The sequence below is a fragment of the Tissierella carlieri genome (assembly GCF_018917285.1).
Taxonomy (GTDB): Bacteria; Bacillota; Clostridia; order Tissierellales; family Tissierellaceae; genus Tissierella; species Tissierella carlieri.
In genome coordinates this window covers 88134-112609 of the sequence record NZ_JAHLOH010000053.1, presented here as the reverse complement: position 1 = coordinate 112609, position 24476 = coordinate 88134, and the positions used below count along the sequence as shown (strand labels likewise).

Here is a 24476-nt window from a genome sequence, read left to right as displayed (position 1 = left end):
TCCTATTCATTTAACCAATTTCTAAGCAACTGAGCAACTGAATCAGGCTTCTTTTCAATAAATTTATCAATTTGAGCCTTCATTTTTGATTCTTCTGCATCAAAGTCAAGGTCCGCAACTTCTAATTCAATTGAAGATCTCTCTTCTAATATTCTTTCTAATTCATCAGTAGCAGATTTTTTAGCTTTTAACCTCATATAAATAATTATTGCTAATATTAGTAACACTAATAAAATAATACCAATATATAACCAATTATTTGACTTTCCTTGAAGAATATTAGTATCTGCTGCTTGTTTATTAAAGCTCACTGCCTTTACTTGTACTTGTTTAGTGTCTAAACCAGTTGCTGCAAATATTAAATCAGAAAATTCCTTTTCTCTTTCTGGAGTCATTTCACCATCTACCAAAGCATCCTTATTAATCAGTACTGCTACAGTAACGCTTTCTACTTGACCTGGTGTCTTTCTAATTTCTTTATTTATCTCATTTAACTCATTATTTATTATTCTACTTACTTTATCATATCTACTAGAGCCATCATCAACCATTTGATAATCTTCTACATTGGTGTCAGTTCCTGGAATTCCCCCTGTAGCACCACCTACCATATGCTCCTCTACTTCTTCAAGGGAACGAATAAGCCCCTCTTCATTTCCTTCAATAGGTGGAGAAAATTCTACTATTGTAGTATTTTCTATATCCATGTTAATTTTTACACTTGACATAACATCAACATTTCCCAATCCAACGATATTCTCTAGAAATTTCTTTATACTATCGTTAATTCTAGTTTCTAGATTATGTTTCACTGCAAATTGATCAGCTGCAAAAACATCATTTTCATTTTCTTCTTCTAAAAGTCTTCCCTCATCATCAACTACCCTAACATTTTCTGGGTCTATGTTTATTGGACCTGATACTAGATGCTTTATAGCTTTTACTTTTTCTCCTGATAATTTTCCCCCACTATCTTTTACAATAAATACGGAAGCAGTAGTTTTATCATCATCATTATTATTTAAAATGAAGTTTGTTGTTTCTTTTTCAGCTATATATACCTCTGCACTATGGATTCCATCGATTTCAGATATGGTAGATGCTAATTCACTTTGTAAAGCTAACTTCATCCTTTGCTTCTTATCATAATCTGTCATTGTCCAACTACTATCATTAAAAGCATCCATATATGTGTATCCTTCTTTGGGTAAACCATAGGTAGCCAATTCTATTTTAATACGATTTTTGCTTTCAGCTGGCACCAAAATGCTTTTCTGGTCATCTCCAGTTTTCCAAGGAGTACCCATTTCATCTAGCTTAGTAGTTATTTGTCCCATATCTTTTAAACTTAAATCACCATATAGTACCTCATATTTGGTACGTGTCAATGTAAGAATAAGTGCAGTTACAGCAAAAATGATAAACAAGCTAATAAGCACTAGTCTAATTTTCTTCTTTTTATCCATCTCTTTCCAATATTCAGTTAGTTGTAGACTTACTTTATGTATTGATTCCTGCACCGTTGCACCTCTTCCCTATGGATTACTAAATTTGAATTCTCATAATTTCCTTATAAGCCTCTACAACTTTACTTCTTATACTCATAACAACTTGTAGAGCAGTATCTGCCTTATCTGCAGCTATGGTTAGATCATGGAGGTTGTCCAATTCTCCTACAGCTAATAATTTTTTATATTCTGTACTTTGTAATTGCATTTCATTAACCTGATTTAAGGCATTTGTTAAAAAGTTGCTAAAACTCTTTTCTTCTTTTGTATCAAGTAATTTCTTTTCGCCAATCTCGGCAAGGCTTTTATATCCATCAATTCTGTTTACATTCATATATCTTACCTCCTACCAATTTCCAAAGCCTTCATAAGCATTGACTTGGATGCATTCATGGCTGTTATATTAGCATCATAGGAACGCTGTGCACTAATTAAGTCAACCATTTCTTTTATAGTGTCGACATTTGGCATTTTAACATAACCATTTTCATCAGCATCAGGATGCCCTGGTTCATAAACAAGTTTAAAAGGTGATTCATCTTCGACGATTTTACTAATCTTAACACCTTTTCCCTCAAATTTATTAGTTTGCCTACTTAGATATTCTGAAAAAGGTGTTGATTTATTTTCTTCAAAAACAACCATTTGTCTTCTATATGGCATTCCACCTGTGCTTCGAGTAGTACTTGCATTAGCCATGTTCTTAGCTATAATATCAATTCTTGTTTTTTCTGCCGTTAAAGCAGTTGCTGATACATTTATTGAATTAAAAATACTCATAATTACTTGCTCCCTTCAGCGATAACATTTTTTATTTTATCAAACTCACCTATTACTTGCTTGATTAAAGTGTCATACATAATATTATTTATAGCTAGATTAGCTGATTCTGTATCACTGTTCACATTATTTCCATCTAATCTATAGGATGTGGATTTATCTTCCATAATCCTAGGAGCAAAATTGCTTGTCCCAGAACCAATATGGTTTTCATGAGTTTTCATTAAATTGATTCTGCTATTCTGAATTGATTGTTTTAATTGATCTTCAAATGTAACTACTTTTCTTTTATAATTAGGCGTATTTTCATTTGCAATATTATTTGTTATTGCTTTATGTCGTTCCCAAGTTCCATCTAAAGCCTTTTTATAAAAGTCCACATTGTTATAAATACCCCTTAACATATAGTTCACCTCTTACTATTCTAGTATCTCTATATTACCCTATTTTATAAGAATTTTCTACATAATAATTAGAAAAACCTTATAAAACGATAAATATCTTCTTTTTTAATATTACATATTTTAACATTTTATTGCAAGTAAAAATTACGTTAATTAACTAAATCACCCTAAAGTCCCATAGACCAAAGTCCCATAAAAAAAGAATAGTAAATTTACTATTCTTTTGATTTTAGAAGCTCTTCTATTAATTTATCATTTAAGATTTTAATATGTGTTCCTTTCATTCCTAAAGATCTAGATTCTATAACTCCTGCACTTTCAAATTTTCTCAAGGCATTTACAATAACAGATCTTGTTATACCAACTCTATCAGCAATTTTACTCGCAACAAGTAAGCCTTCATTACCTTCTAGTTCACTAAAAATATGTTCCATTGCTTCTAACTCAGAATAAGATAAAGTTCCTATAGCCATTTGAACAATGGATTTCTTTCTAGCCTCCTCCTCTATTTCTTCAGATTTAGCTCTTAGTATTTCCATTCCTACTATAGTTGCACTATATTCAGCTAGTACAAGATCATCTTCAGTAAATTCCTTTCCAAAGCGAGCTAAAACTAAAGTTCCTAATCTTTTTCCTCCACTATTTATTGGAATTACAGTTGCAATTTTATCTGGATAAGGGCATTCTGATACTTGATCAAAAACACAATCGGTAACTTCCCGCATATTTTCATTTGTTTCATTATATCTCAACAATTCTTCATTGTATTTTTTAGGAAATCTTTTTTCTTTGACTATTTCAGCTTGAACTATATCACAATCAAATCCTCCCGATAATTCATATCCTAAAACTTTTCCACTAGTACTAGCTATATAGACATTAGCATCAAGTATATCACTAAGTATTTCACTTAAATCTGAAAAAGACACAGCTCTAGAGCCATATCCCTGCAACGTCTTGTTTAGTTTTCTAGTTCTTTGTAATAAACTTTCCATATATACATCCTCCTTAAAATAAACTCAATTTATTATCTATAAGATTTTAAATCGATTGTTTTTTTACATTTAACTACATATATAATTCTACTACAAAAAAATAAAAATGTACAGAAAATTTTAATTATTTATACTTTTTTGACTTCCATGTATTCGCATTCCTTGTTTATGCATTTAATTATTTTTTCTTTCTTATTTCTTTTTATTACCATTATTCCTCCACATTGTGGGCATTTCTCCTCTATAGGCTCATCCCATGATACAAAATCACAATTTGGATAATTATTACATCCATAGAAAACTCTACCTTTTTTTGATTTCCTTTTTACAAGATTCCCATCACATTTAGGACATTTAACATTAAGTTCATCTACAATTGCTTTAGTATTCTTGCATTCAGGATATCCAGGACATGCTAAAAATTTTCCAAATCTTCCATGCTTAATCACCATATTTTTACCACATTTCTCACAAATCACATCGGAAATTTCATCTTGTATTTCAATCTCTTTGATTTCTTCCTCAGCTTTTTTTAAAAATAGGTCGAAATCCTTATAAAAACTTTCGACAACTTTGACCCAAGGTAGATCTCCTTCAGCAATTTCATCAAGTTTCTCTTCTAATTCAGCTGTAAATTCTTCATTTACTATGTCTTTGAAATATTCTATAAGTAAATCATTAACTAATATCCCTAATTCTGTAGGCACAAAAGATTTTTTATCAAAAACGACATAATCTCTTGCTAATATAGTCGCTATGGTAGGTGCAAACGTACTTGGCCTACCAATTCCCAATTCTTCCAGAGTCTTAATAAGGGATGCTTCTGTATACCTAGCAGGCGGTTGAGTAAAATGTTGATTCGGATTAATATCCTTTAATTTTAATTTATCACCTATTGCAAGCAGTGGAATTTGCATATCCTTTTCTTCTTCATCTGTAGTAGTATATATCTTTAGGAAACCATCAAACATTAGCTTTGAGCCACTAGATTTAAATAAAATATTATTACTTTCTATTGTAACAGAAATTGTGTTGTAAATAGCTGGAGTCATTTGTGAACCTAAAAATCTTTCCCAAATCATTTTATATAGCTTAAATTGTTCCGATGTTAGCGAATCTTTAATTAAACTTGGAGATCTAGTAATACTTGTAGGTCTAATTCCTTCATGGGCATCCTGTGAATCCTTCTTTGATTTATTAACAAAATCTTTTCCACCATCAGTATATTTCTCTCCAAAATGTTCTTTAATATATAGATTGGCAGCTTGGATAGCTTCTTTAGAAATTCTTGTAGAATCAGTTCTCATATAAGTAATTAAACCTACAGACCCCTCACCCTTAATGTCGATTCCTTCATATAATTGTTGAGCTATAATCATAGTTTTTTTAGTAGAAAATCCAAGTTTTTTTGAAGCATCCTGTTGTAATGTACTTGTAGTATACGGTGGATAGGGATTTCTTTTTTTTGTCCCATTTTTTACATTACTAACTGTAAAACTATTATTATCAACTTTTTCTAATATATCATCTACATCAGACTTTGTCTTTAATTCGATTTTTGTTTCCTTACCATTTATATTTTCTCCATAAAAATTAGCCTCAAATTTCTCTTTATCTTTTTCTAGTTTTGCCTTTATACTCCAATATTCTTCAGGTATAAAATTTTGAATTTCATTCTCTCTATTACAAATTAATTTAACAGCAACAGATTGTACTCTTCCTGCACTTAAACCTTTTCTGATTTTTCTCCATAATAAAGGACTAATTTTATAACCAACAAGTCTATCTAATATTCTTCTAGCCTGCTGTGCATCAACTAAGCTTAAATCTATTGCTCTAGGTTTCTTAATAGCATTTGTTATAGCATCTTTAGTTATTTCATTGAATTCTACCCTTACTTTTTCCTTTTCATCTATTCCTAAAATATGAGCCAAGTGCCAAGAAATTGCCTCCCCTTCTCTATCAGGGTCAGTAGCAAGAAATATCTTCTTTGATTTTCTAGCCACCTCTTTTAAATCCTTAATTACAGGACCTTTACCTCTTATAGTTATATATTTAGGCTCAAATTGTTTATCTATATCAATTCCTAAACTACTCTTTGGTAAATCTCTTATATGCCCTACAGAAGCTACAACCTTATAATTTTTTCCTAAGAATCTTTCAATAGTTTTTGCTTTAGCTGGGGACTCAACTATTACTAAGTTTTTTTGCAATATTTACACCTCCACTAAATAAATCTAACAAATGGTAAATACTCTACCAGATAGTTCTTTAACTGAACCCTTTAATTCTAAAATTGTTAGTATACTATTTAAAGTAACTATATCTATGCCCATTTTATATGCAATATTATCTGAATGTAAAGGCCCTTCTTCTAAAAACTTGATTATTTTAATTTCTGTTTCACTATAATTTGAATAATCTAAACCATCTTTTTTACTTAATATTAATTTTTCTTGCAATTCATTAATTTCTTCAATTATATCATCTATTTCTAAAAGCGGCTTTGCTCCATCTTTAATTAGTTTATTTGTTCCACCACTAAATATACTATTAATATTACCAGGCAATGCAAAAATATCCTTTCCTTGCTCTAAGGCATGATGGGCAGTAATCAGTGACCCTGATTTTTCCTGGGCTTCAACTACTATAACTCCCATAGATAATCCAGATATTATTCTATTCCTTTGTGGAAAATTAAAAGCCAAAGGAGGAGTTCCCAAAGGAAACTCAGAAACTATGCCGCCATTTTTTTCTATGTCATTATATAAAAATAAATTTTTCTTTGGATAAACAATATCAATCCCATTGCCTAAAACGCCAATTGTTCTAGCTCCATTATCTAAAGCTGTTTTATGTGCAATTGTATCTATACCTGAAGCCAACCCACTAATAATTGTTACTCCTAAATTTGCTAATTCTTTAGTGAATTTTTCACAAGCCCATTTACCATAGGTTGTTGCTTTTCTAGAACCTACTATGGCAATTGCAACACTGTCTTCTTCGATTATATTACCCTTAACATAAATCACTCTTGGACTATCATTAATATATCTCAATCTAGTAGGATAGTTTTCGTCGTATATAGTAATAACATGAACATTCTCTTTTTCTATATTATCAAATAATCTTTTTATATATTCATTGTTTCGATTATGTATGAGTTTTTCTCTTACTTCATTATTTAGATTTTTTATAAAACTAAATTGATTACTATTAAGCTCCCACAAGTCCCTTAAATCGTAAAAATGATCAATAATCTTCCCTATATTAACATTTCCTATTCCCAAACTACTTAACCAAATAAGAATATCCCTTTGAGTAATATTCAAATCCTTCTACCCCCAATATTTATCATCTAAAGTCCTATATCTAATAGCTTCCAAAATATGTTTATCTTGAATTACCTCTTCCCCATCTAAATCTGCAATAGTTCTAGATACCTTCAGCAATTTATTATAAGTTCTGCCACTAAATTTGTATTTTTTGAAAGCTTGATTCATAATATTCTCAGAGCTATTAGTAAGCTTACAATACTTTTTTATATCTTTGTTGGGTATTTGCGAATTATTAAATATCCTCTGGTTTCTATATCGGTTAATTTGAATATCTCTTGCCCTTTTTACTCTTTCTCTAATAATTAAAGATGACTCTTCCTCTCTATCTCCTTTTAAATCATTATATTCTACAGGTGATACCTCAATATGAATATCAATTCTATCAAGTAATGGATTGCTAATTTTACCTAGATATCTATCAATACTAGCTTGAGAACATGTACATTCATGTAAGGGATCTCCGAAATAACCACAAGGACAAGGATTCATACTTGCCACTAACATAAACTTAGCAGGATATGATAAACTTGCATTTACTCTTGAAATAGTCACAGTTCCATCCTCTAATGGTTGACGTAATACTTCTAGTACATTTTTTGAAAATTCGGGGAGCTCATCTAAGAATAAGACACCATTATTTGCCAATGAAACTTCTCCAGGTTTTGGAATTCTGCCACCACCAATTAAAGATATAGCAGAAGCAGTGTGATGAGGAGCTCTAAATGGGCGCTCTTTAATTAAAGAATTAGACTGTAATAGTCCTGAAACACTATAGATTTTTGTCACTTCTATTGCTTCTTCAAATGATAATTTAGGTAATATTGTAGGCAGTCGTCTTGCAGCCATAGTCTTCCCGGCACCAGGAGGTCCTATAATAATCAAATTATGAGAACCTGCGGCAGCTACCTCCAAGGATCTCTTAAGACCAACTTGCCCTTTTATATCTGCAAAGTCTAAAAGATACTCACTATTCTCAGTATTAAACTCATTTAATTCTCTAATATATGGATCAATGTGTAAATCATTATTTAGAAAATCAACCGCATTATTTAGGCTTCTTACGGGTATTATTTCCATATCCTCTATAACACTACATTCTTCTTTATTATCATAAGGAACTATGCATCTTGAAACATTTAATTCTCTCATTGAAATAATCATTGGTAATGCCCCTTGAACTGGATTTATCTTTCCTTCTAAGGACAGTTCTCCTATAAAAATTGTATTATCCATGTTTTTTTCTATTATAACACCAGAAGATTTCAAAATACCTATAGCAATTGCTAAATCCATTTGAGAGCCTTCTTTTTTCAGGTTAGCTGGAGCTAAATTAATAGTGATTCTGCTAAGAGGAAACTCATACCCGCTATTCTTGATTGCCGCTCTCACTCTTTCCTTAGATTCTTTTATAGATGTATCAGGTAATCCAACTATATTAAATACTGGCAAACCTCTAGATAAATCAGCTTCAACCTCAACGATACTACCATTGAGCCCTTGAAGTACACAAGTATTAATTTTCGAATACATAATAAACCCCTTTTCCCCATTTAATTTATTCCTTTATCCCATCAATAGTTTACTTTATTACCTAGGCAATAGTGAAAATTTTCAATTTTCCAATCATTATCAACAAAAAGCATTTTCTATATGATTTATTTTTATATTCGGTGTCAAATATACTTCTATTATGTCATATCTTACCTGACATGACATTAATCTTTTTTGATTTAGATATAGGTAAGAGCAATAAATAATCTTCTCTTGTTTCCTTCTATTAACTGCTTCATAAGCATATCCAAAATTTGTACTTGTCCTTGATTTAACCTCGATAAAAACCAATGTATTTTTATCTAAAGCAATTATGTCTATTTCTCCAACTTTATTTCTATAATTTAAATCTAAAATATTATATCCTTTTAAAATAAGGTGCTCTTTAGCAATCAATTCACCCTTTTTTCCTTTTTCTATATTACTTCCCATAATTTCTTCCTCTTTGTGTATCTAAATTATAGATATAAAAGATTATCTCTGCAACAGCGTCATATAACTCTTCAGGTATTTCTTCATCTATTTCCAATCCAATAAGGCTTTCTACTAAGTTTTCATCTTTATAAATAGTTATATCTTCCTCTAATCCCTTTTCAACTATTTTATTTGCAATAAATCCTTCACCTTTAGCAATGACCTTTGGTGCTGCATCATTAGTTTCATAAGATAATGCAACTGCCTTATTTGTTGTTTTTTTAACTAAATCTTTTCCTTTATCCATAGGATTACACCTTCAAATCTAAAATATAAATTGGATTCGGATTAGAAACCATAGTATCAATTATTTGAATATCATTATCTAATACAAAATCAATCTTGTCTAGACTATAACCTATTAATGAAATTTTTTCAACTAATTGTTTTTCTGTTGATTTAAATAATTCTAAATCTTCACTTTTTATATTCATTCTTATAGATAAGGAATTAGATATAAGTTGGCAAGAAACTTTGACATTTCCTAGATTATGTGTTTCTACATTTATATAAATATTCGTTCTTTCATTATAGTTTTTTTGTTTTTTATTCTCTTTTATAAAGGTTAATATACCATCAAGTTGTTTTTGTCTATTGTTAATAGGCAAAAACATAAAAGATAGGTCCCTATTCATGTCTCTAAAAAAATCTATTTTATTAATTAAGCTTTTAAGATCTTCCTTCAATTTCAAATCTGTTATATTATCAAAATTGCGAATATTCTTTTGTAGATCAATAAGCTTTTCATCTCTATTGGAAATTATATATCTTTTATTAATGTTTTCATTATCATCAGACAATATTTTATTTATTTCATTAAATTCAGGTTTATTTATCATTTTATCTATTAGTTTTAATTCATTTATAAACTCTATAGGATTTTTATTGAATTCTTGAAAGTTTTTTATGTTATTAAGTGAGGCTTTAATATTGTTCTTTAAAAAGAAACTAATTATTTTAATATATTCATCTTCTCTATCTATATCTACTTGGTTTCCTAAGAAATCTTTTACCAGCTGAGTTACATCCTCACTTCCCTTATAATCATCTTTAGCAATAACTAACAAAGATTTTATATCTACTTTTTCTGCTGGAACATATTTCTCTAAAGCATTGTCTTGAGTTAATGATGTTTTCTTTGTTTCTAAATCTATAGTAAAATTTTCTTTATGGACTTCTATTTTATCCAATTCCATTTTTCCTAATATAGAATCTTTCTCTACAGTAGGGGAATTAACTTGAATAACCTTTTCTCCATCTTCTAAATTAGATAATTGAAATAATTTTTCTAAGGTTTTTATCCCATCTGTTAAATTTTGCTCAGTTATAGGTGCGTTATATTTCATTAGATTTTCTGCAATTCCAATTGATAATTTAGTTTCTTTTATATTAATACTCTTAAGCAAATGGGAAATAGGATTGTTTTCTTTATAATCCTTAGATAATTGTACTTCTGGAAGTTTGTCTTTGATTAAAGGCTTTAGGATAATCTCATTATTATCCGCTGATTTTACTAGAAAGGATATTTCATCATTTACAGCCATCTTTACATTGGAATCTAATTTAGCTTGAATAGTTCCATGCCCCTTGATATCAATAAGTATTAGATTATCTATTAATTCTAATACCTTGCCCTTAAAAGAATATCCTTCTTTGAATATTTCTTCCCTATTGTCTAATATAAATTTATTTAATAATAGATTCTCAATTCTCAATAAAATCACCCTTTATAAGCTACTTTAATATATTTTTTAAAAATGTTATTCTATGTATAGGTGATGGACCTAACTCTCTAATAAGCTCTCTATGTTCTTTAGTTCCATAGCCTTTATGTTTTTTCAAATTATATCCTTGAAATTCTCTATCCCATTCTATGCATAGTCTATCTCTAAACACTTTAGCAACGATTGATGCACAAGCTATACCATGAGATCTATCATCCCCCTTTATAATAGATTCTTGTGGTATCTTCAGATCAATCTTTTCTGCATCAATAAGTAAAAAATCTGGATAAATCTTATTTCCATCTCTATCCTGCAAATTTTCTACTGCTATCTTCATAGCTAAGAGAGTAGCTTTTTTTATATTGATTTTATCTATTATATTGGAATTTACTCTGCCTATACCATATGCAATTGAATTAGATAATATCTCACTATACAAAGACTCACGTTTTTTTTCTGAAAGTTTTTTAGAATCCTTTACCCCATTAATTATTAAGTCTTTAGGCATTATTACCGCACAGGCAACCACATCTCCAGCTAAGCATCCTCTACCTACTTCATCTATACAAGCAACATTATCAAATCCTAATTGCCAAATATTGTTTTCAATCTCTAACACGGTAACATCTCCTATTCTTTAGGGAATTCAAGTGTTATATTCCCAATTACACCTTTTCTGAATTCATCTAGAACAATATTACTAACCTTTGTATAATCTATTTCTCCACCTTTAATGATACATCCTCTTCGTCTCCCGATTTCTTCCATTATTTCTAAATATGATTTACCCTCTATTTCAATATTATAACGATTATTTAAAAGATTTGGAAAATAATTGGTAAGTTTTTCCACTAACCTAAGGGCTAAGGTTTCTATATCTAATATTTCATCCTTTATTGCACCCGTAAAGGCAAGATTTAAACCTACATCTGGATCTTCAAACTTTGGCCATAATATACCCGGCGTATCTAATAATTCTAAATTTCCCTTAGTTTTAATCCATTGATTAGATTTTGTCACACCTGGCTTATTCCCAGTTTTTGCTCCTTTTCTGCCGGAAAGGGAATTGATTAAAGTTGATTTTCCTACATTTGGTATTCCTAAAATCATAGCTCTTGTGGGTCTACTTATTACACCACGTTTCTCATAGGCTTTTCTTTTTTCATCTGTAAGGTCATAAGAAATTTCTAGCAATCTATCTATACCTTTTCCACTTAATGCATCTAAACAAACTGAAGAGATATTTTTCCCAAAAAAATATTCTTGCCATATCTTATTTCCATGGGAGTTAGCTAAATCTGATTTATTTAATATAATTACTCTAGGCTTCTCTCCTACTATTGAATCTATAACAGGATTCTGACTACTTGCAGGTATTCTAGCATCAATTAATTCAAAAACAATATCTACCATTGTAAGAGATTTTTGTATAGATTCTCTTGTTTTCTTCATATGACCCGGATACCAGTTAATATTCATAATTTCACCACCTAAATAAAATTGGGACTATATAGTCCCAATAAATTAGTAAATTCTTTTTTCCTTAACCTTAGCAGCTTTACCCTGTCTATCTCTTAGATAGTAAAGTTTAGCTCTTCTTACTTTACCCCTTCTAGTAACAACTAACTTCTCAATTCTTGGAGAGTGTATAGGAAAAGTTCTTTCTACACCTACACCATAAGATAATCTTCTTACTGTAAATGTCTTTCTTGCTCCGCCACCTTGAATTTTAATTACCGTACCTTCATATACTTGAATTCTCTCACGAGTTCCTTCAACAACTTTGTAATGAACTTGAACAGTATCTCCTACATTAAAGCTTGGTAAATCATTTCTTAATTGTTCATCTTCTAACATTTTAATTATATCCACTGTATAGACCTCCCTTCTCCTTAGATGTTCTTACCCTAATGGTAGAGGACCATCCGTAATTCCATACGCTAGGTATTATAGCATATGCGTGATTTAATTACAACTAATTTATAGTTCTAAATCTTTTTTTATTTTTGATAGAATAACTACTTCTTCCTTTGATAAAGTTTTCTTTTCAAGTAAATCAGGTCTTTTTAACAAAGTAGCTTTTAAAGCCTCTTCTTTTCTCCATGTCTCTATCTTTTGATGATTGCCAGATAGTAGCACATCAGGCACAAAATGTCCTTCAAATTCCCTAGGTCTAGTATATTGAGGATATTCTAATAACCCATTATAATGAGATTCATCTATAAAAGATTCATCTGAACGAAGTACACCTGGTAATAGCCTTACAACAGCATCAATGATCAACATTGCAGGGATTTCTCCACCTGTCAATACAAAATCACCAATTGATATTTCTTCGTCTACATAATGTTCAATAACCCTATTATCTATACCCTCATAATGTCCACATAGTAGAATTAGATGCTCTTCTTTCGACAATTCATTTGCTAGTTCTTGATTAAATTTCTTACCTTGAGGTGATAGATAAATTACTCTAGAGTTTTTATTTTTTACACTATTAATAGCATCAAAAATCGGCTCTGGCTTCATGACCATACCTGAGCCTCCTCCAAAAGGATAATCATCTACCTTTCTATGCTTATTTTGGGAAAAATCTCTAATATTTATACTATTTATTGCAATTTTATTATCCTCATAAGCTCTGCCTATTATACTCCAACTTATTAGTGGAGAAAAAAACTCTGGAAACAATGTTAGAATGTCTATCTTCATTCTATCATTCCTTCAATAGGATCAATAACTATTTTCTTGTCAACAGGATTAACATCAACCACAAATTGTTTCACAGCAGGGATAAGATATTCTTTATCTCTTTCAATATCTTTAATTACGTAGATATCATTACTAGCCCCTTGTAAAACATCTACTATAGTGCCAATCAAATTAGATTTTGTATCGAAAACTTGAGAGGCTAATAAATCATAAATAAAAAAATGGTTCTCAGGCAAAATAATTTTTCCCTCTTCATCAACATAGATAAAACTATCCTTGAATGGAATTATTTCATTAATATCATTGAATTCTTTAAATTTTAATATAGCTAAATTCTTATGATATTTAACTTTCTCTAATTCTACTTTGATTTTTTTATCACCAATATATGCAGTTTTCAAATAATCAAACCTATCAAGGTTATCAGTCATTGGATAAACTTTTACTTCTCCTTTAATTCCATGGGTACTAATTATCTTTCCAATTATTGTATAATCCATTTTTTCACCTATCTTTATTATTTAAAGGGATTAGGTCTTCTAATCCCTTACTGAATAATTTCAACAACAACTCTTTTGTTATCTTTAATAGCTGCTGCTTTAACCACAGTTCTAATGGCCTTTGCAATTCTACCTTGCTTACCTATTACTTTACCCATATCTTCAGGGTGAACTTTAAGTTCAATAATGATAGATTGGCTTCCCTCTATCTCATTGACTACCACTTCATCTGGATTCTCCACAAGAGATTTTGCAATAAATTCTACTAATTCTCCCATTTCTAGCACCTCCTAGATACTATCCCTAAGTAATTATTCTGTTTCCTTCTCATATAGACCATTTTCCTTAAATAGTCTATCTACAGTATCAGTTGGTTTTGCTCCATTTTTCATCCAGTTAATTGCTTTTTCATTATCTATTTTAACTGTCTTAGGCTCAGTTAATGGATTATAATAGCCAATTTCTTCAATAAATCTTCCATCTCTTGAAGCACGAGAATCAGCAACAACTATTCTATAGAAAGGACTTTTTTTAGCTCCCATTCTTCTTAATCTAATTTTAACAGCCACTATTTTCACCTCCTTATAAATTTAACTATCTATTTAGAAAAAGGGGAATCCAAATTTCCCTTTTTTCTTCATGGTTTTTTCCATATCTGTAAATCTTTTCATCATTTTTTTTGTTTCTTTAAATTGTTTTAGTATCTTATTTACATCTTGGACGGTAGTACCACTACCTTGGGCAATTCTCTTTCTTCTACTACTGTCTATTATGTCAGGATTATCTTTTTCCTTCTTAGTCATAGACTGAATTATAGCTTTGATTCTATTAATATCTTTTTCATTTACATCTAAACCTTTTAAAGCCTTAGAATTCATTCCTGGAATCATACCTAATAATTGGTCAATAGGTCCTAAATTCTTCATCTGATCCAGCTGGTCTAAAAAATCGTCGAAAGAAAATTGCTGGCTTCTAATTTTTTGCTCCAACTCCATTGCCTTCTTAGCATCTATATTGGCCTGTGCTTTCTCAATAAGACTAAGTACATCACCCATTCCAAGTATTCTTGATGCCATTCTATCTGGATGAAATGGTTCTAATTGATCAAATTTTTCTCCCATAGCCGCAAACTTTATAGGTTTTTCTGTTACAGCTCTTATGGATAATGCAGCACCACCTCTGGCGTCACCATCTAGCTTAGTAAGTATAACTCCTGTAATACCTAATCTCTGATTGAAAGAATCAGCAACATTAACTGCATCCTGACCAGTCATAGCATCTAGTACTAAAAGTACTTCATTTGGCTTTACCGCTTCATGAATGTTTTTTATCTCAATCATTAATTCTTCATCAATATGAAGTCTTCCTGCAGTATCTATAATAATGACATCATTACCATGTTTTTTTCCATGTTCTAAGGCGGCTTTAGCTATATCTACAGGATTTATCTTATCTCCCATAGTAAAAACTGGAGCACCTACTTTTTCCCCTACAACTTCAAGCTGTTTAATAGCAGCAGGTCTATAAATATCACAAGCCACTAACAAAGGTCTTTTATTTTGTTTTTTTAAATTAAAAGCTAATTTACCAGTAGTAGTTGTTTTACCAGCACCCTGCAAACCACACATAAGAATTACTGTAGGTGGAGTCGAAGAGAAATTTAGCTTAGCTTCGCTCTTCCCCATAAGATTAGTTAATTCTTCATTTACTATTTTAATAACTTGTTGTCCAGGAGTTAAGCTTTCCATTACTTCAGAACCAATAGCTCTTTCCTTGACCGTTTTAATAAAATCCTTTACTACTTTAAAGTTAACATCGGCCTCTAATAAAGCTAATCTTACTTCTCTCATAGCCAAGTCTACATCTTTTTCTGAAAGTTTACCTTTTCCTTTTAATTTTCCTAAAGCATTTTGAAGCTTTTCTGACAAAGATTCAAATACCATCAATCAACAACCTCCCGACTATTATCTAATATTTTTTTACCGATTTCATTAATAGTCATAGCTTTTTCTTGAATTTCATCATTATCCTCTGCTTTCGCAATTTTTATTATTTCTTCCGAAATATTTATTATGTTTTTAATCTCTTCATGGCTGCTATAAAATTTCCTTACCAATCCCAAGTTTTCTTCATGTTGATATAGCTTTTGCTCTGCTCTCCTTAAAAGATCAAATACACCTTGCCTAGTAACACTAAGCTCATCACCGACTTCAGCTAAGGATAAATCATGAATATAATATAATTCCACTACTAAATATTGTTTTTCACTAAGTAGTTTCCCGTAAAAATCAAACAAAGTACCTATCTCTACAAGCTTCTCAACCATTATATCACCAACTAAATAATACTGTCAAGTGTTTTACTTGACAGTATTATTCTAGTATATGATTCCTCTTTTGTCAATGATTATTAATCAAATATTGCTTCTACAAAATCTTCCACAATAAAAGGCTGTAAATCTTCGATTCCTTCTCCCACACCTACTAGTTTAACAGGTATTTTTAGCTCTGCTTGTAAAGCTATGATAACTCCACCTTTTGCTGTTCCATCTAGTTTAGTAAGTGCAACACCCGTAATATTTGCTACTTCTTTAAATACCTTTGCTTGGTTTATAGCATTTTGTCCAGTTGTAGCATCTAATACCAGCAACACTTCTTTAGTAGCATCTCCATACTCTCTTTCTGCAACTCTAAATATCTTATTTAATTCATTCATAAGGTTAGATTTATTGTGAAGTCTACCTGCTGTATCACAAATTAATATATCAGTTTTTCTTGCTTTAGCGGCTTGGATACCATCATAAATAACTGCTGCTGGGTCTGCACCCTCACTATGAGCTATAACTTCGACTCCAGCTCTATTCCCCCATTCTTCTAATTGCTCAATAGCGGCAGCTCTAAAAGTATCTCCTGCAGCTATTAAAACCCTTTTACCTTGTTTTTTATAATTATTAGAAAGTTTTCCAATTGTAGTAGTTTTACCAACACCATTTACGCCAACAACCAAAATTAATGCAGGTGAAGGCTCTGTTTTTAGCTCATTATCAGAAACTGACTCTAACATAAGTTTTTTAATTTCATCTTTGACAAGTTCTTTTACTTCTTCTGGCTCAGTTACTTTTTCTTCCTTAACTCTAGTCCTTAACCTATCTATAAGTTCCATAGTAGTGTTTACACCTACATCGGCAGTAACTAATACTTCTTCTAGATCATCAAAAAGCTCTTCATCTATTTTCTTATAGGACTTTAAAATTCCGTCAATCTTATTGGAAATATCATCTCTAGTCTTAGTTAGTCCATTCATGAGTTTTTCGAAAAATCCAGGTTTCTTTTTAGAGGGTTTTTCTTCTTCAGCCTCTTCAGGTAGAGATTGCTGGAAATTTTCAATTTCATCTTCCACGTCTATACATAGCTCTTCTAAATTTTCTTCTATAATCTCTTCATCTTTAGATTCATGTTCTTCAAACTCTAAAGATTCTTCCACTAACTCTGTTTCAAAATCCTTTATCGTTTCTTCTACAGATTCTTCCATATCTTCTATAATTTCTTCTTGTTCTTCTAACTGATCTATTTCTTCTTCAATCAACTCCTCAATTTTTTCTTCAAGGAATTCTTCTTCATTTGTTTCAATAATTTTTTCATCTTCATTTAATTCCTCATTTTTTTTACCGAGTTTCTTAAACCACTTAAACATTTTATTCCCCCTAACTTGCTATTTCATCTACATTATCTTTTAGTTTAACCGATATTAGTTTGGATATTCCTTCCTCTTCCATAGCTACACCATATAATATATCTGCTATCTCCATAGTTGTTTTTCTATGAGTAATAAGAACAAACTGAGTATCATCGCAAAAAGTTTTTAAATAGTTAGTATATCTGCTAATATTGGCTTCGTCAAGAGCAGCATCTATTTCATCTAGAATACAGAAGGGAGAAGGTTTCAATTTTAATATTGCAAATAAAAGTGCTACTGCAGTTAAAGATTTCTCTCCACCAGATAATAAAGTCAAACTTTGAAGTTTCTTTCCTGGAGGTTGTATTTTAATTTCAATTCCAGAATTTAAAATATCCTCATTATTTTCTATAATTAACTCTGCTTGTCCTCCATTAAATAAAATCTTGAATATTTCTTGAAAGTTAGTATTTATTTCATTAAAATTTATAAGGAATTGATTTTTCATTTTATTTTCTATATCCTTAATTACTTCTTTTAGATTTTCTTTTGCATTAATTAAGTCTTTTTGTTGATTTAAAATGAAATCCAGTCTTTCTTTCAAATTTTTATATTCCTCTATGGAACTTAAATTAACTGTACCTAGTTCTTTTATTTCTACCTTTAATCTTCTTGCCTCCACTATTGCTTCTTGAGTGTTTTTTATTTCACCTTCATAGACCAATGCTTCTTCATAACCTAATTCATAATCATCGGCTAATTTTTTATGATAATTTTCAAGTTGTACAGAAATTCTAGCTAATTTGACTTCATTAGAATTAATGTTTTTTTCAGTATCCGCAATTAATTTATTAATTTCTTTTAACCTATCCTGTTCAGAGTAAAAACCTTCCATAAACTTATTTTTGTCAGATATCAAACCTTCTAACTCCTTCTTTGTATCTTCTTCTATAATATTTAATTCTTTTATCTTTTCATCTAAAGTAGCTCTATTCTCTATTATTTCTTCAATATTATCTTTATTAGATATTATTAGTTCATCCTTTTCTCTGATTGAATTATTAATGTTCTCAAATTCTGATTCATTTTTAGTTAGTTTTTCCTGTAAATTATTTATTTTACTATGAATTAAATTAAGATTAATTTTCATATCTGTAACAACTTTTGCTTTATCTTCCCTAACTAACTTCTCCTCATTGTAATGATTTGTTAAATCTTTAATTTTTTCTTTCTGATTTATACTGTCTTCATCTAACTGAGCTAATAAAGCAAGTAATTCTTTCTTTTTATTTTCATAGTTATTTATTTCAACATCTAGACTATCTATTTCTTTCTTAGACTTGTTTATAATTTCTTCTAGTCTAGTTGCTTCATTCATATACTTTTCTTTTTGATTCTTTACATCAATTATTGAATACTCCGTATCTTTAATAGATTCTTCTAATTTAATTTTCTTTTCTCTAATATCTTTTTGTTTATCTAAAAATATATTTCTTTCTTCTTCTAAAATTTCTTGAATTTTATTTAATTCATTAATATCCTCAATTAATTTTTGTATCCTGCCTTTTCTGCTAATTATGCTTATTCCACCTGTGTTATGACTTCCTCCAGTCATAGAGCCACCTGGATTTAGAACTTCGCCTTCCAAAGTGACGATTCTATAGGAGTGGTTAGATTTATTTGCAAACTTAATTCCATAGTCTATATTTTCAATTACTATAGTCCTTCCAAGTAAAAATTTAAATATATTTTCATATTTTCTATCAAACTTAATTAATTCAAATCCTAAACCATGAATCATAAAATTATTTCTATCTTGAGGATTTATATCTAAAGTATTACCTTTAATTATATTAAGTGGTAGAAATGTTACTCTTCCAAGTTTATTATGTTTTAAGTACTCTATTATATTTTTGGCATCCTCTTCTGTTTTAGTAACTATATTCTGTGCATTAGATCCTAAGGCAATATCTATAGCCCTTTCAAATTTTTCATCCACATTTATAAGCTCTGCTACTACTCCCATAAGTCCTTCTTTTAATCTTATTTCCTTTTTGGCAGCCTTTAGTAAAGATTTAACACCTTTATAGTATCCTTCATAATCTTCTTCCATATTTTTAAGTAACTTGAAACTAGAAGTTTTAGACTGTATTTCCATATTATTAGTATTTATCTTTTTATTAATAATATCTAAATCATTGCTATTATCTAGTTCTAATTTCTTTATATTCTCTAGTTCATCTCTTAAAGCACATAATCGTTTTTTTAGTTCATCTTCCTTATTAACTAAATCATCATGCTTTTCTATATTTATCTTCTTTTCAATATACATACTATTTATCTCTTTACTTAATTGAGATATTCTCTTCTCGATATTTTCATTGAAAGAAATAATACTATTTAATTCCGATTTTTTATCCGATGAATTATTATATATTTTAATTATATTATTTTTTTCAAGTTCAATATCTCTTTCTTTCTCTTGCAGAACTTCAAAACTTTTTTCTAGTTCCAATGTTTTTTTATTATATTCTTCTAGAAGCTTATTATATTCTTCTTGAGCCATGTCTTTTTCTCTTACTAAGTCAACATTCATCTTTTCGATATCTTTTAATCTACAATTTAAATTGTGCTTTTCTTCTTTTAATCTTTCTAAATCCTTATTAAAAAATTTATCCTTTTCTTCAATTATAGCAAGTTGATTTTGATTTTTATCTAACTCATTTATAATTCCCAAACTTTTATTTCTGCATATTTCAATTTTTGATTCTAAATCTTCAATAGTTTCCTTAAGTAAGTTGAATTTATCCTCAATCTTTTGTCTCTCATCTGTTTTTCTAGCAAGCTGTTCTTCTAAATTAAGATTTTCCTTGTTTATTTCCTCTATCTGGGTATTAATTTTTTTTATATCTTTTATAAATAAATTAATCTCTAATTTTTTTAATCGATTATATAATTCAGTAAAGCAATTGGCTTTATGGGACTGTACCTCTAATGTCTCTAATTGACTAGATAACTCAAATACTAAATCCTTTATCCTTATTATATTTCCTTCTGTTTTTTCTAGCTTTCTTTCAGCTTCTTCTTTCTTTGATTTATATTTTACTATTCCTGCTGCTTCTTCAAAAATACTTCTTCTATCTTCAGGTCTATTGCTAAGTATTTCCTCTATTCTGCCTTGTCCAATAATTGAATATCCATCTTTTCCTACTCCTGTATCCATAAATAGTTCTCGAACATCTTTTAATCTACAGGAATTTTTATTTATATAATATTCTGATTCTCCTGATCTAAACATCCTTCGTGTAACTGCTACTTCAGTATAATCTATAGGTATTTCTCCATCCTTATTATCAAATGTAATAGTAACTTCTGAATAGCCTAATGCTTTTCTCTTGCTTGTACCAGCAAAGATTATATCTTCCATTTTACTACCCCTAAGGTTTTTTACACTTTGCTCACCTAGAACCCATCTTATGGCATCAGATATATTACTCTTACCGCTACCGTTTGGCCCTACTATAGCTGTAATTCCATTTTTAATTTGTATTTCTGTCTTATCAGCAAAGGACTTAAATCCTTGTATCTCTACCTTTTTTAGTCGCAAGCAAAACACCTCTTCTTATAATTAAAGGTTTCCTAGGCTAAAGGAAACCTTTAATACTAATCTAAATAATAGAATCGTCCTTTAAATAGGACTCCATTAATAATTTCATATCTATTTTATCATAAAATTCACCAATTGTAATGTCAATATAATTTGTATCTATTTCTTTTCTATATATTTTTATATTATTAAACTTATATCTATCAGTAAAATACATTACATTACTTGACTTTTGACCAGCAATAGAGGATATGTTTTTACTATTAGAGTCTATAGTTAGTTTTTTATCTTCAGTTTTAATGTTATTTATATCAAAATAATACTCTAATAGAAGTTTAAATATATTTGATTCTACCATCTGCCTAAAAGCAGGATGAAATGGTCCTGAAACTACATCTTTCCCTAATTGAATATTTTCCGTAGGCTGTAACCCAATTCTAATAACATCAATGTTATTTATCTCAAAAAGCATAAGAAGTATAGAGCATGTATCTACTGCTTCTTCAAAAGATACAGGTGAATATTTCTCATTGAAAAATTGTCTTTCTAGATAAGTATCCTTTATTACTAAAGTTGGATATATCCTTACACAGTATGGCTTTAGCTTTATAAATTCTTTACAGGTGTATATTGTCTTTTCTCTAGTATCCTCTGGAAGACCTACCATCATTTGCAGTCCAAGATTAAATCCAAATTCCTTTATTAAATCCACTGCTTTATATACATCTTTCGAAGTATGTCCCCTTCCACTTGCAAATAGTACAGAATCATCTAAGGATTGAACACCTAGTTCAATAGTATCTACTAAATAGTCCTTTAAATTTCTTAGTATTATTTTATCTATACAATCTGGTCTAGTAGATAATCTAATACCACTTATCTTTCCTTCAATCTTATACTGGTATGGAATAGCTAGTAATTCTTTTTGAATATCTATATCTATTGCAGTAAAACTCCCTCCATAAAATGCAACTTCTATAGTAGACCCAGGCTTAAAAGTAACTAAATGTTCCTCAATGATATTTTTTACATCTCTTGATGTTACATTAGTTGATAATCCAGTGATTTTTTTCTGATTGCAAAAAACGCAATCATGGGGACAACCATAATGTGGAACAAATATTGGGATTATATAATGTTTACTCATCACCAATTTCCCCCATTACTAGAAGTGCCTCTTTAGCAGCCATTTGTTCTGCTTCTTTTTTATTACGTCCTGTTCCTGTCCCAACAGTTTTATTATCAACTATTACATCCATATAAAAAATTTTATTATGATCTGGACCTTCTTCCTTCACAACCTTATACTCTATTTTAGCTCTAGTTATTTTTTGAAGATTTTCCTGCAATTCAGTTTTATAGTCAATAAATAATGCTCCTTTTGCTACCGCATATACTATATCAGCTTCAAAATTTTCAAGTAATAGTTTGTTTACAACTTGAAAGTCACTATCCATATAAACAGCACCCACTAATGCTTCACTTGCATCAGCTAAAATTGAATCCCTATCACGTCCTCCTGTAGCTTCTTCGCCTTTGCCTAATAGAAGATATTTGCCTAAATCAATCTTTCTAGCAGCAAATGCTAGAGAAGATTCGCAGACTACTTTTGCTCTGATTTTGGTTAATTCTCCTTCTGGATAATATGGATACTTTTTATATAAATATTGACTTACTATTAAGTTCAAAATAGTGTCACCTAAAAATTCAAGTCTTTCGTTATTATCAGTTATTTTCATCTTATTTTCATTTGCATAGGAGCTATGAGTTAGTGCAGTTTTCAATAAACTAATATTCCTAAATTTATAATTTAAGTTCATTTCTAAGGGCTCTAACCATTTAACTCCTTTAATATTTTCTTTCACTTTAATACCCCCAAATTTTCAAGAGTAATCAGGGCTAAACTTAGCCCTGATTATTATTCTTCTAGAGCATTTGTAATATATTCAACAGCATCTCCAACGGTTTTTATATTTTCCATTTCTTCATCTTCTACTTCAAGACCAAACTCATCTTCTAATGCCATTATTAACTCTACTAAATCTAGTGAATCAGCATTTAGTGTATCTTTAAAAGAAGTATCCTTTGTAATTTCATCTTCATCAATATTAAATTGTGTTGCAATTATGGTTTTTATTTTTTTATAAATCATATTATCTACCTCCAAAATTATTATTTATTATCTAGTACATGCATATTTTCTTCTATTATTTTTATTACATCTTTCTCTATAAATTTTTTTAATTGATTGATTGCATTTTTAATAGCAAAAGCATCCGAACTTCCATGGGCTTTTACTATAGGTTTGCTTATGCCTAATAGTGGTGCTCCACCTTGCTCTCTATAATCCATCCTACCCTTTATATTTTTCAATTCAGGTCTAAGTAGCATGGCACCCAATTTTGTTCTAAAATTCTTCGTAAATTCTTCTTTTAATATTGAAAAAATTGAAATGGCCATACCTTCAGTTAATTTTAAAACTACATTTCCTACAAAACCATCAGATACAATAACATCTACTACTCCACTAGGTAATTCCCTAGCTTCTATATTTCCTTTAAAGTTTAAATGCGATCTTTCGATAATATCATATGTTTCCTTAGATAGGGTATTTCCCTTTCCCTTTTCTATACCTATATTTACAAGACCTATAGTCGGAGATTTTATTCCCATGACCTTTTCCATATAAACAGATCCCATTAAAGCAAATTGATATAAATACTCTGGCTTGCAATCTACATTTGCACCTGCATCCAGAAGCAATGAAAATCCATTTTTAGTAGGATATACAACAGATAATGCCGCCCTATCAATACCATCTATTCTTTTAACGATAAAGATTCCTGATGCCAATAGTGCTCCTGTACTTCCAGCTGATATAAAACCATCACCCATTCCATCTGCCAAAGCCCTACATCCTACTACCATAGACGAATCTTTCTTTCTTCGAATAGCTATAGCTGGGTCGTCGTCATTGGTTATTATATCACTAGCACCCAAGATTTCAACCTTATCTTTTGGATAGTCATATTTTTTTAATTCATTTCCTATTATATCCTCTTTACCAACCAATATAACATTAACACCATATTCATTTACAGCATCAACAGTTCCTTTAATCACTTCAATCGGTCCATTGTCTCCACCCATAGCATCAATAATAATTTTCATAATTACCCTCCAATGCTGTGTATTTTAAGACTACTGA

The 24476-nt window shown here is 30.0% G+C and carries 26 protein-coding genes; all 26 read right to left on the bottom strand.

Annotation, left to right across the window (positions count from 1 at the left end; translation table 11 throughout):
- Positions 1-2: 2 nt before the first annotated feature.
- The 26 genes from fliF to plsX all read right to left on the bottom strand — a co-directional run bounded on the left by fliF (position 3) and on the right by plsX (position 24439).
- Positions 3-1520, bottom strand: a complete 1518-nt coding sequence (gene fliF, locus KQI38_RS19565) for a flagellar basal-body MS-ring/collar protein FliF (RefSeq protein WP_216562473.1) — start codon at positions 1518-1520, stop codon at positions 3-5.
- Between the two features lie 25 nt (positions 1521-1545).
- Positions 1546-1842 carry a flagellar hook-basal body complex protein FliE gene (gene fliE / locus KQI38_RS19560; RefSeq protein ID WP_216562471.1) on the bottom strand — a complete coding sequence of 99 codons (297 nt, stop codon included), beginning with the start codon at positions 1840-1842 and terminating at the stop codon, positions 1546-1548.
- 5 nt (positions 1843-1847) lie between these two features.
- Positions 1848-2288 carry a flagellar basal body rod protein FlgC gene (flgC, locus tag KQI38_RS19555; RefSeq protein WP_094900073.1) on the bottom strand — a complete coding sequence of 147 codons (441 nt, stop codon included), beginning with the start codon at positions 2286-2288 and terminating at the stop codon, positions 1848-1850.
- Positions 2289-2290: 2 nt separating this feature from the next.
- Entirely contained in the window at positions 2291-2668 is a 378-nt protein-coding gene (gene flgB / locus KQI38_RS19550; RefSeq protein ID WP_338114490.1) for a flagellar basal body rod protein FlgB, read from the bottom strand.
- A 239-nt stretch (positions 2669-2907) separates the two neighbouring features.
- Complete coding sequence (gene codY, locus KQI38_RS19545) at positions 2908-3687, bottom strand: GTP-sensing pleiotropic transcriptional regulator CodY (protein ID WP_094900071.1); 780 nt, start codon at positions 3685-3687, stop codon at positions 2908-2910.
- A 128-nt stretch (positions 3688-3815) separates the two neighbouring features.
- The gene (topA, locus tag KQI38_RS19540; RefSeq protein WP_216562467.1) at positions 3816-5900 is read right to left on the bottom strand and encodes a type I DNA topoisomerase; all 2085 of its coding nucleotides are present in this window, start codon (positions 5898-5900) and stop codon (positions 3816-3818) included.
- 24 nt (positions 5901-5924) lie between these two features.
- Positions 5925-7019, bottom strand: a complete 1095-nt coding sequence (gene dprA / locus KQI38_RS19535) for a DNA-processing protein DprA (RefSeq protein WP_216562465.1) — start codon at positions 7017-7019, stop codon at positions 5925-5927.
- A gap of 6 nt (positions 7020-7025) precedes the next feature.
- A complete protein-coding gene (locus KQI38_RS19530) occupies positions 7026-8555 on the bottom strand; it encodes a YifB family Mg chelatase-like AAA ATPase (RefSeq protein WP_216562463.1) in 1530 nt (509 codons plus the stop codon).
- Between the two features lie 99 nt (positions 8556-8654).
- The gene (locus KQI38_RS19525; RefSeq protein ID WP_216562461.1) at positions 8655-9008 is read right to left on the bottom strand and encodes a YraN family protein; all 354 of its coding nucleotides are present in this window, start codon (positions 9006-9008) and stop codon (positions 8655-8657) included.
- Positions 8998-9297, bottom strand: coding sequence for an EscU/YscU/HrcU family type III secretion system export apparatus switch protein (locus KQI38_RS19520; RefSeq protein ID WP_216562456.1), 300 nt, complete (start codon positions 9295-9297; stop codon positions 8998-9000). The genes KQI38_RS19525 and KQI38_RS19520 overlap by 11 nt, the downstream gene beginning before the upstream one ends.
- 4 nt (positions 9298-9301) lie before the next feature.
- Positions 9302-10765, bottom strand: coding sequence for a hypothetical protein (locus KQI38_RS19515; protein WP_216562453.1), 1464 nt, complete (start codon positions 10763-10765; stop codon positions 9302-9304).
- A 19-nt stretch (positions 10766-10784) separates the two neighbouring features.
- Positions 10785-11393 (bottom strand): ribonuclease HII, encoded by a 609-nt coding sequence (locus tag KQI38_RS19510; RefSeq protein WP_216562450.1) that lies wholly within the window; start codon positions 11391-11393, stop codon positions 10785-10787.
- An 11-nt stretch (positions 11394-11404) separates the two neighbouring features.
- The gene (gene ylqF, locus KQI38_RS19505) at positions 11405-12253 is read right to left on the bottom strand and encodes a ribosome biogenesis GTPase YlqF (RefSeq protein WP_216562447.1); all 849 of its coding nucleotides are present in this window, start codon (positions 12251-12253) and stop codon (positions 11405-11407) included.
- A gap of 45 nt (positions 12254-12298) precedes the next feature.
- The gene (gene rplS, locus KQI38_RS19500) at positions 12299-12646 is read right to left on the bottom strand and encodes a 50S ribosomal protein L19 (protein WP_094900063.1); all 348 of its coding nucleotides are present in this window, start codon (positions 12644-12646) and stop codon (positions 12299-12301) included.
- A 108-nt stretch (positions 12647-12754) separates the two neighbouring features.
- Positions 12755-13486, bottom strand: coding sequence for a tRNA (guanosine(37)-N1)-methyltransferase TrmD (trmD, locus tag KQI38_RS19495; protein WP_216562442.1), 732 nt, complete (start codon positions 13484-13486; stop codon positions 12755-12757).
- Positions 13483-13986: a ribosome maturation factor RimM gene (gene rimM, locus KQI38_RS19490; protein ID WP_216562439.1), complete on the bottom strand. Its 504-nt coding sequence runs from the start codon at positions 13984-13986 to the stop codon at positions 13483-13485. Before rimM ends, trmD begins: the two co-directional genes overlap by 4 nt.
- Before the next feature lie 47 nt (positions 13987-14033).
- Positions 14034-14264, bottom strand: coding sequence for a KH domain-containing protein (locus KQI38_RS19485; RefSeq protein ID WP_094900060.1), 231 nt, complete (start codon positions 14262-14264; stop codon positions 14034-14036).
- 33 nt (positions 14265-14297) lie between these two features.
- Positions 14298-14555 carry a 30S ribosomal protein S16 gene (rpsP, locus tag KQI38_RS19480; RefSeq protein WP_094900059.1) on the bottom strand — a complete coding sequence of 86 codons (258 nt, stop codon included), beginning with the start codon at positions 14553-14555 and terminating at the stop codon, positions 14298-14300.
- Positions 14556-14588: 33 nt separating this feature from the next.
- Positions 14589-15929 (bottom strand): signal recognition particle protein, encoded by a 1341-nt coding sequence (ffh, locus tag KQI38_RS19475; RefSeq protein ID WP_094900161.1) that lies wholly within the window; start codon positions 15927-15929, stop codon positions 14589-14591.
- Complete coding sequence (gene ylxM / locus KQI38_RS19470; RefSeq protein ID WP_216562436.1) at positions 15929-16312, bottom strand: YlxM family DNA-binding protein; 384 nt, start codon at positions 16310-16312, stop codon at positions 15929-15931. Before ylxM ends, ffh begins: the two co-directional genes overlap by 1 nt.
- 83 nt (positions 16313-16395) lie before the next feature.
- Positions 16396-17679, bottom strand: coding sequence for a signal recognition particle-docking protein FtsY (gene ftsY, locus KQI38_RS19465; RefSeq protein ID WP_216562433.1), 1284 nt, complete (start codon positions 17677-17679; stop codon positions 16396-16398).
- A 10-nt stretch (positions 17680-17689) separates the two neighbouring features.
- A complete protein-coding gene (gene smc, locus KQI38_RS19460; RefSeq protein WP_216562431.1) occupies positions 17690-21268 on the bottom strand; it encodes a chromosome segregation protein SMC in 3579 nt (1192 codons plus the stop codon).
- Positions 21269-21329: 61 nt separating this feature from the next.
- Entirely contained in the window at positions 21330-22415 is a 1086-nt protein-coding gene (locus tag KQI38_RS19455) for an elongator complex protein 3 (protein ID WP_216562428.1), read from the bottom strand.
- Positions 22408-23133: a ribonuclease III gene (rnc, locus tag KQI38_RS19450; protein WP_256310251.1), complete on the bottom strand. Its 726-nt coding sequence runs from the start codon at positions 23131-23133 to the stop codon at positions 22408-22410. Before rnc ends, KQI38_RS19455 begins: the two co-directional genes overlap by 8 nt.
- Positions 23134-23186: 53 nt before the next feature.
- Positions 23187-23420, bottom strand: coding sequence for an acyl carrier protein (gene acpP / locus KQI38_RS19445; RefSeq protein WP_094900052.1), 234 nt, complete (start codon positions 23418-23420; stop codon positions 23187-23189).
- A 20-nt stretch (positions 23421-23440) separates the two neighbouring features.
- Positions 23441-24439 carry a phosphate acyltransferase PlsX gene (gene plsX / locus KQI38_RS19440; RefSeq protein ID WP_216562426.1) on the bottom strand — a complete coding sequence of 333 codons (999 nt, stop codon included), beginning with the start codon at positions 24437-24439 and terminating at the stop codon, positions 23441-23443.
- Between the last annotated feature and the right edge of the window lie 37 nt (positions 24440-24476).

Bases quoted from the DNA above. Each gene is read 5' to 3' on its own strand.
- fliE (WP_216562471.1), bottom strand. From the start codon at position 1,842: ATGAATGTAAACAGAATTGATGGATATAAAAGCCTTGCCGAGATTGGC.
- flgC (WP_094900073.1), bottom strand. From the start codon at position 2,288: ATGAGTATTTTTAATTCAATAAATGTATCAGCAACTGCTTTAACGGCA.
- codY (WP_094900071.1), bottom strand. From the start codon at position 3,687: ATGGAAAGTTTATTACAAAGAACTAGAAAACTAAACAAGACGTTGCAG.
- KQI38_RS19530 (WP_216562463.1), bottom strand. From the start codon at position 8,555: ATGTATTCGAAAATTAATACTTGTGTACTTCAAGGGCTCAATGGTAGT.
- KQI38_RS19525 (WP_216562461.1), bottom strand. From the start codon at position 9,008: ATGGGAAGTAATATAGAAAAAGGAAAAAAGGGTGAATTGATTGCTAAA.
- KQI38_RS19520 (WP_216562456.1), bottom strand. From the start codon at position 9,297: ATGGATAAAGGAAAAGATTTAGTTAAAAAAACAACAAATAAGGCAGTT.
- ylqF (WP_216562447.1), bottom strand. From the start codon at position 12,253: ATGAATATTAACTGGTATCCGGGTCATATGAAGAAAACAAGAGAATCT.
- trmD (WP_216562442.1), bottom strand. From the start codon at position 13,486: ATGAAGATAGACATTCTAACATTGTTTCCAGAGTTTTTTTCTCCACTA.
- rimM (WP_216562439.1), bottom strand. From the start codon at position 13,986: ATGGATTATACAATAATTGGAAAGATAATTAGTACCCATGGAATTAAA.
- KQI38_RS19485 (WP_094900060.1), bottom strand. From the start codon at position 14,264: ATGGGAGAATTAGTAGAATTTATTGCAAAATCTCTTGTGGAGAATCCA.
- ffh (WP_094900161.1), bottom strand. From the start codon at position 15,929: ATGGTATTTGAATCTTTGTCAGAAAAGCTTCAAAATGCTTTAGGAAAA.
- ylxM (WP_216562436.1), bottom strand. From the start codon at position 16,312: ATGGTTGAGAAGCTTGTAGAGATAGGTACTTTGTTTGATTTTTACGGG.
- ftsY (WP_216562433.1), bottom strand. From the start codon at position 17,679: ATGTTTAAGTGGTTTAAGAAACTCGGTAAAAAAAATGAGGAATTAAAT.
- KQI38_RS19455 (WP_216562428.1), bottom strand. From the start codon at position 22,415: ATGAGTAAACATTATATAATCCCAATATTTGTTCCACATTATGGTTGT.
- acpP (WP_094900052.1), bottom strand. From the start codon at position 23,420: ATGATTTATAAAAAAATAAAAACCATAATTGCAACACAATTTAATATT.
- plsX (WP_216562426.1), bottom strand. From the start codon at position 24,439: ATGAAAATTATTATTGATGCTATGGGTGGAGACAATGGACCGATTGAA.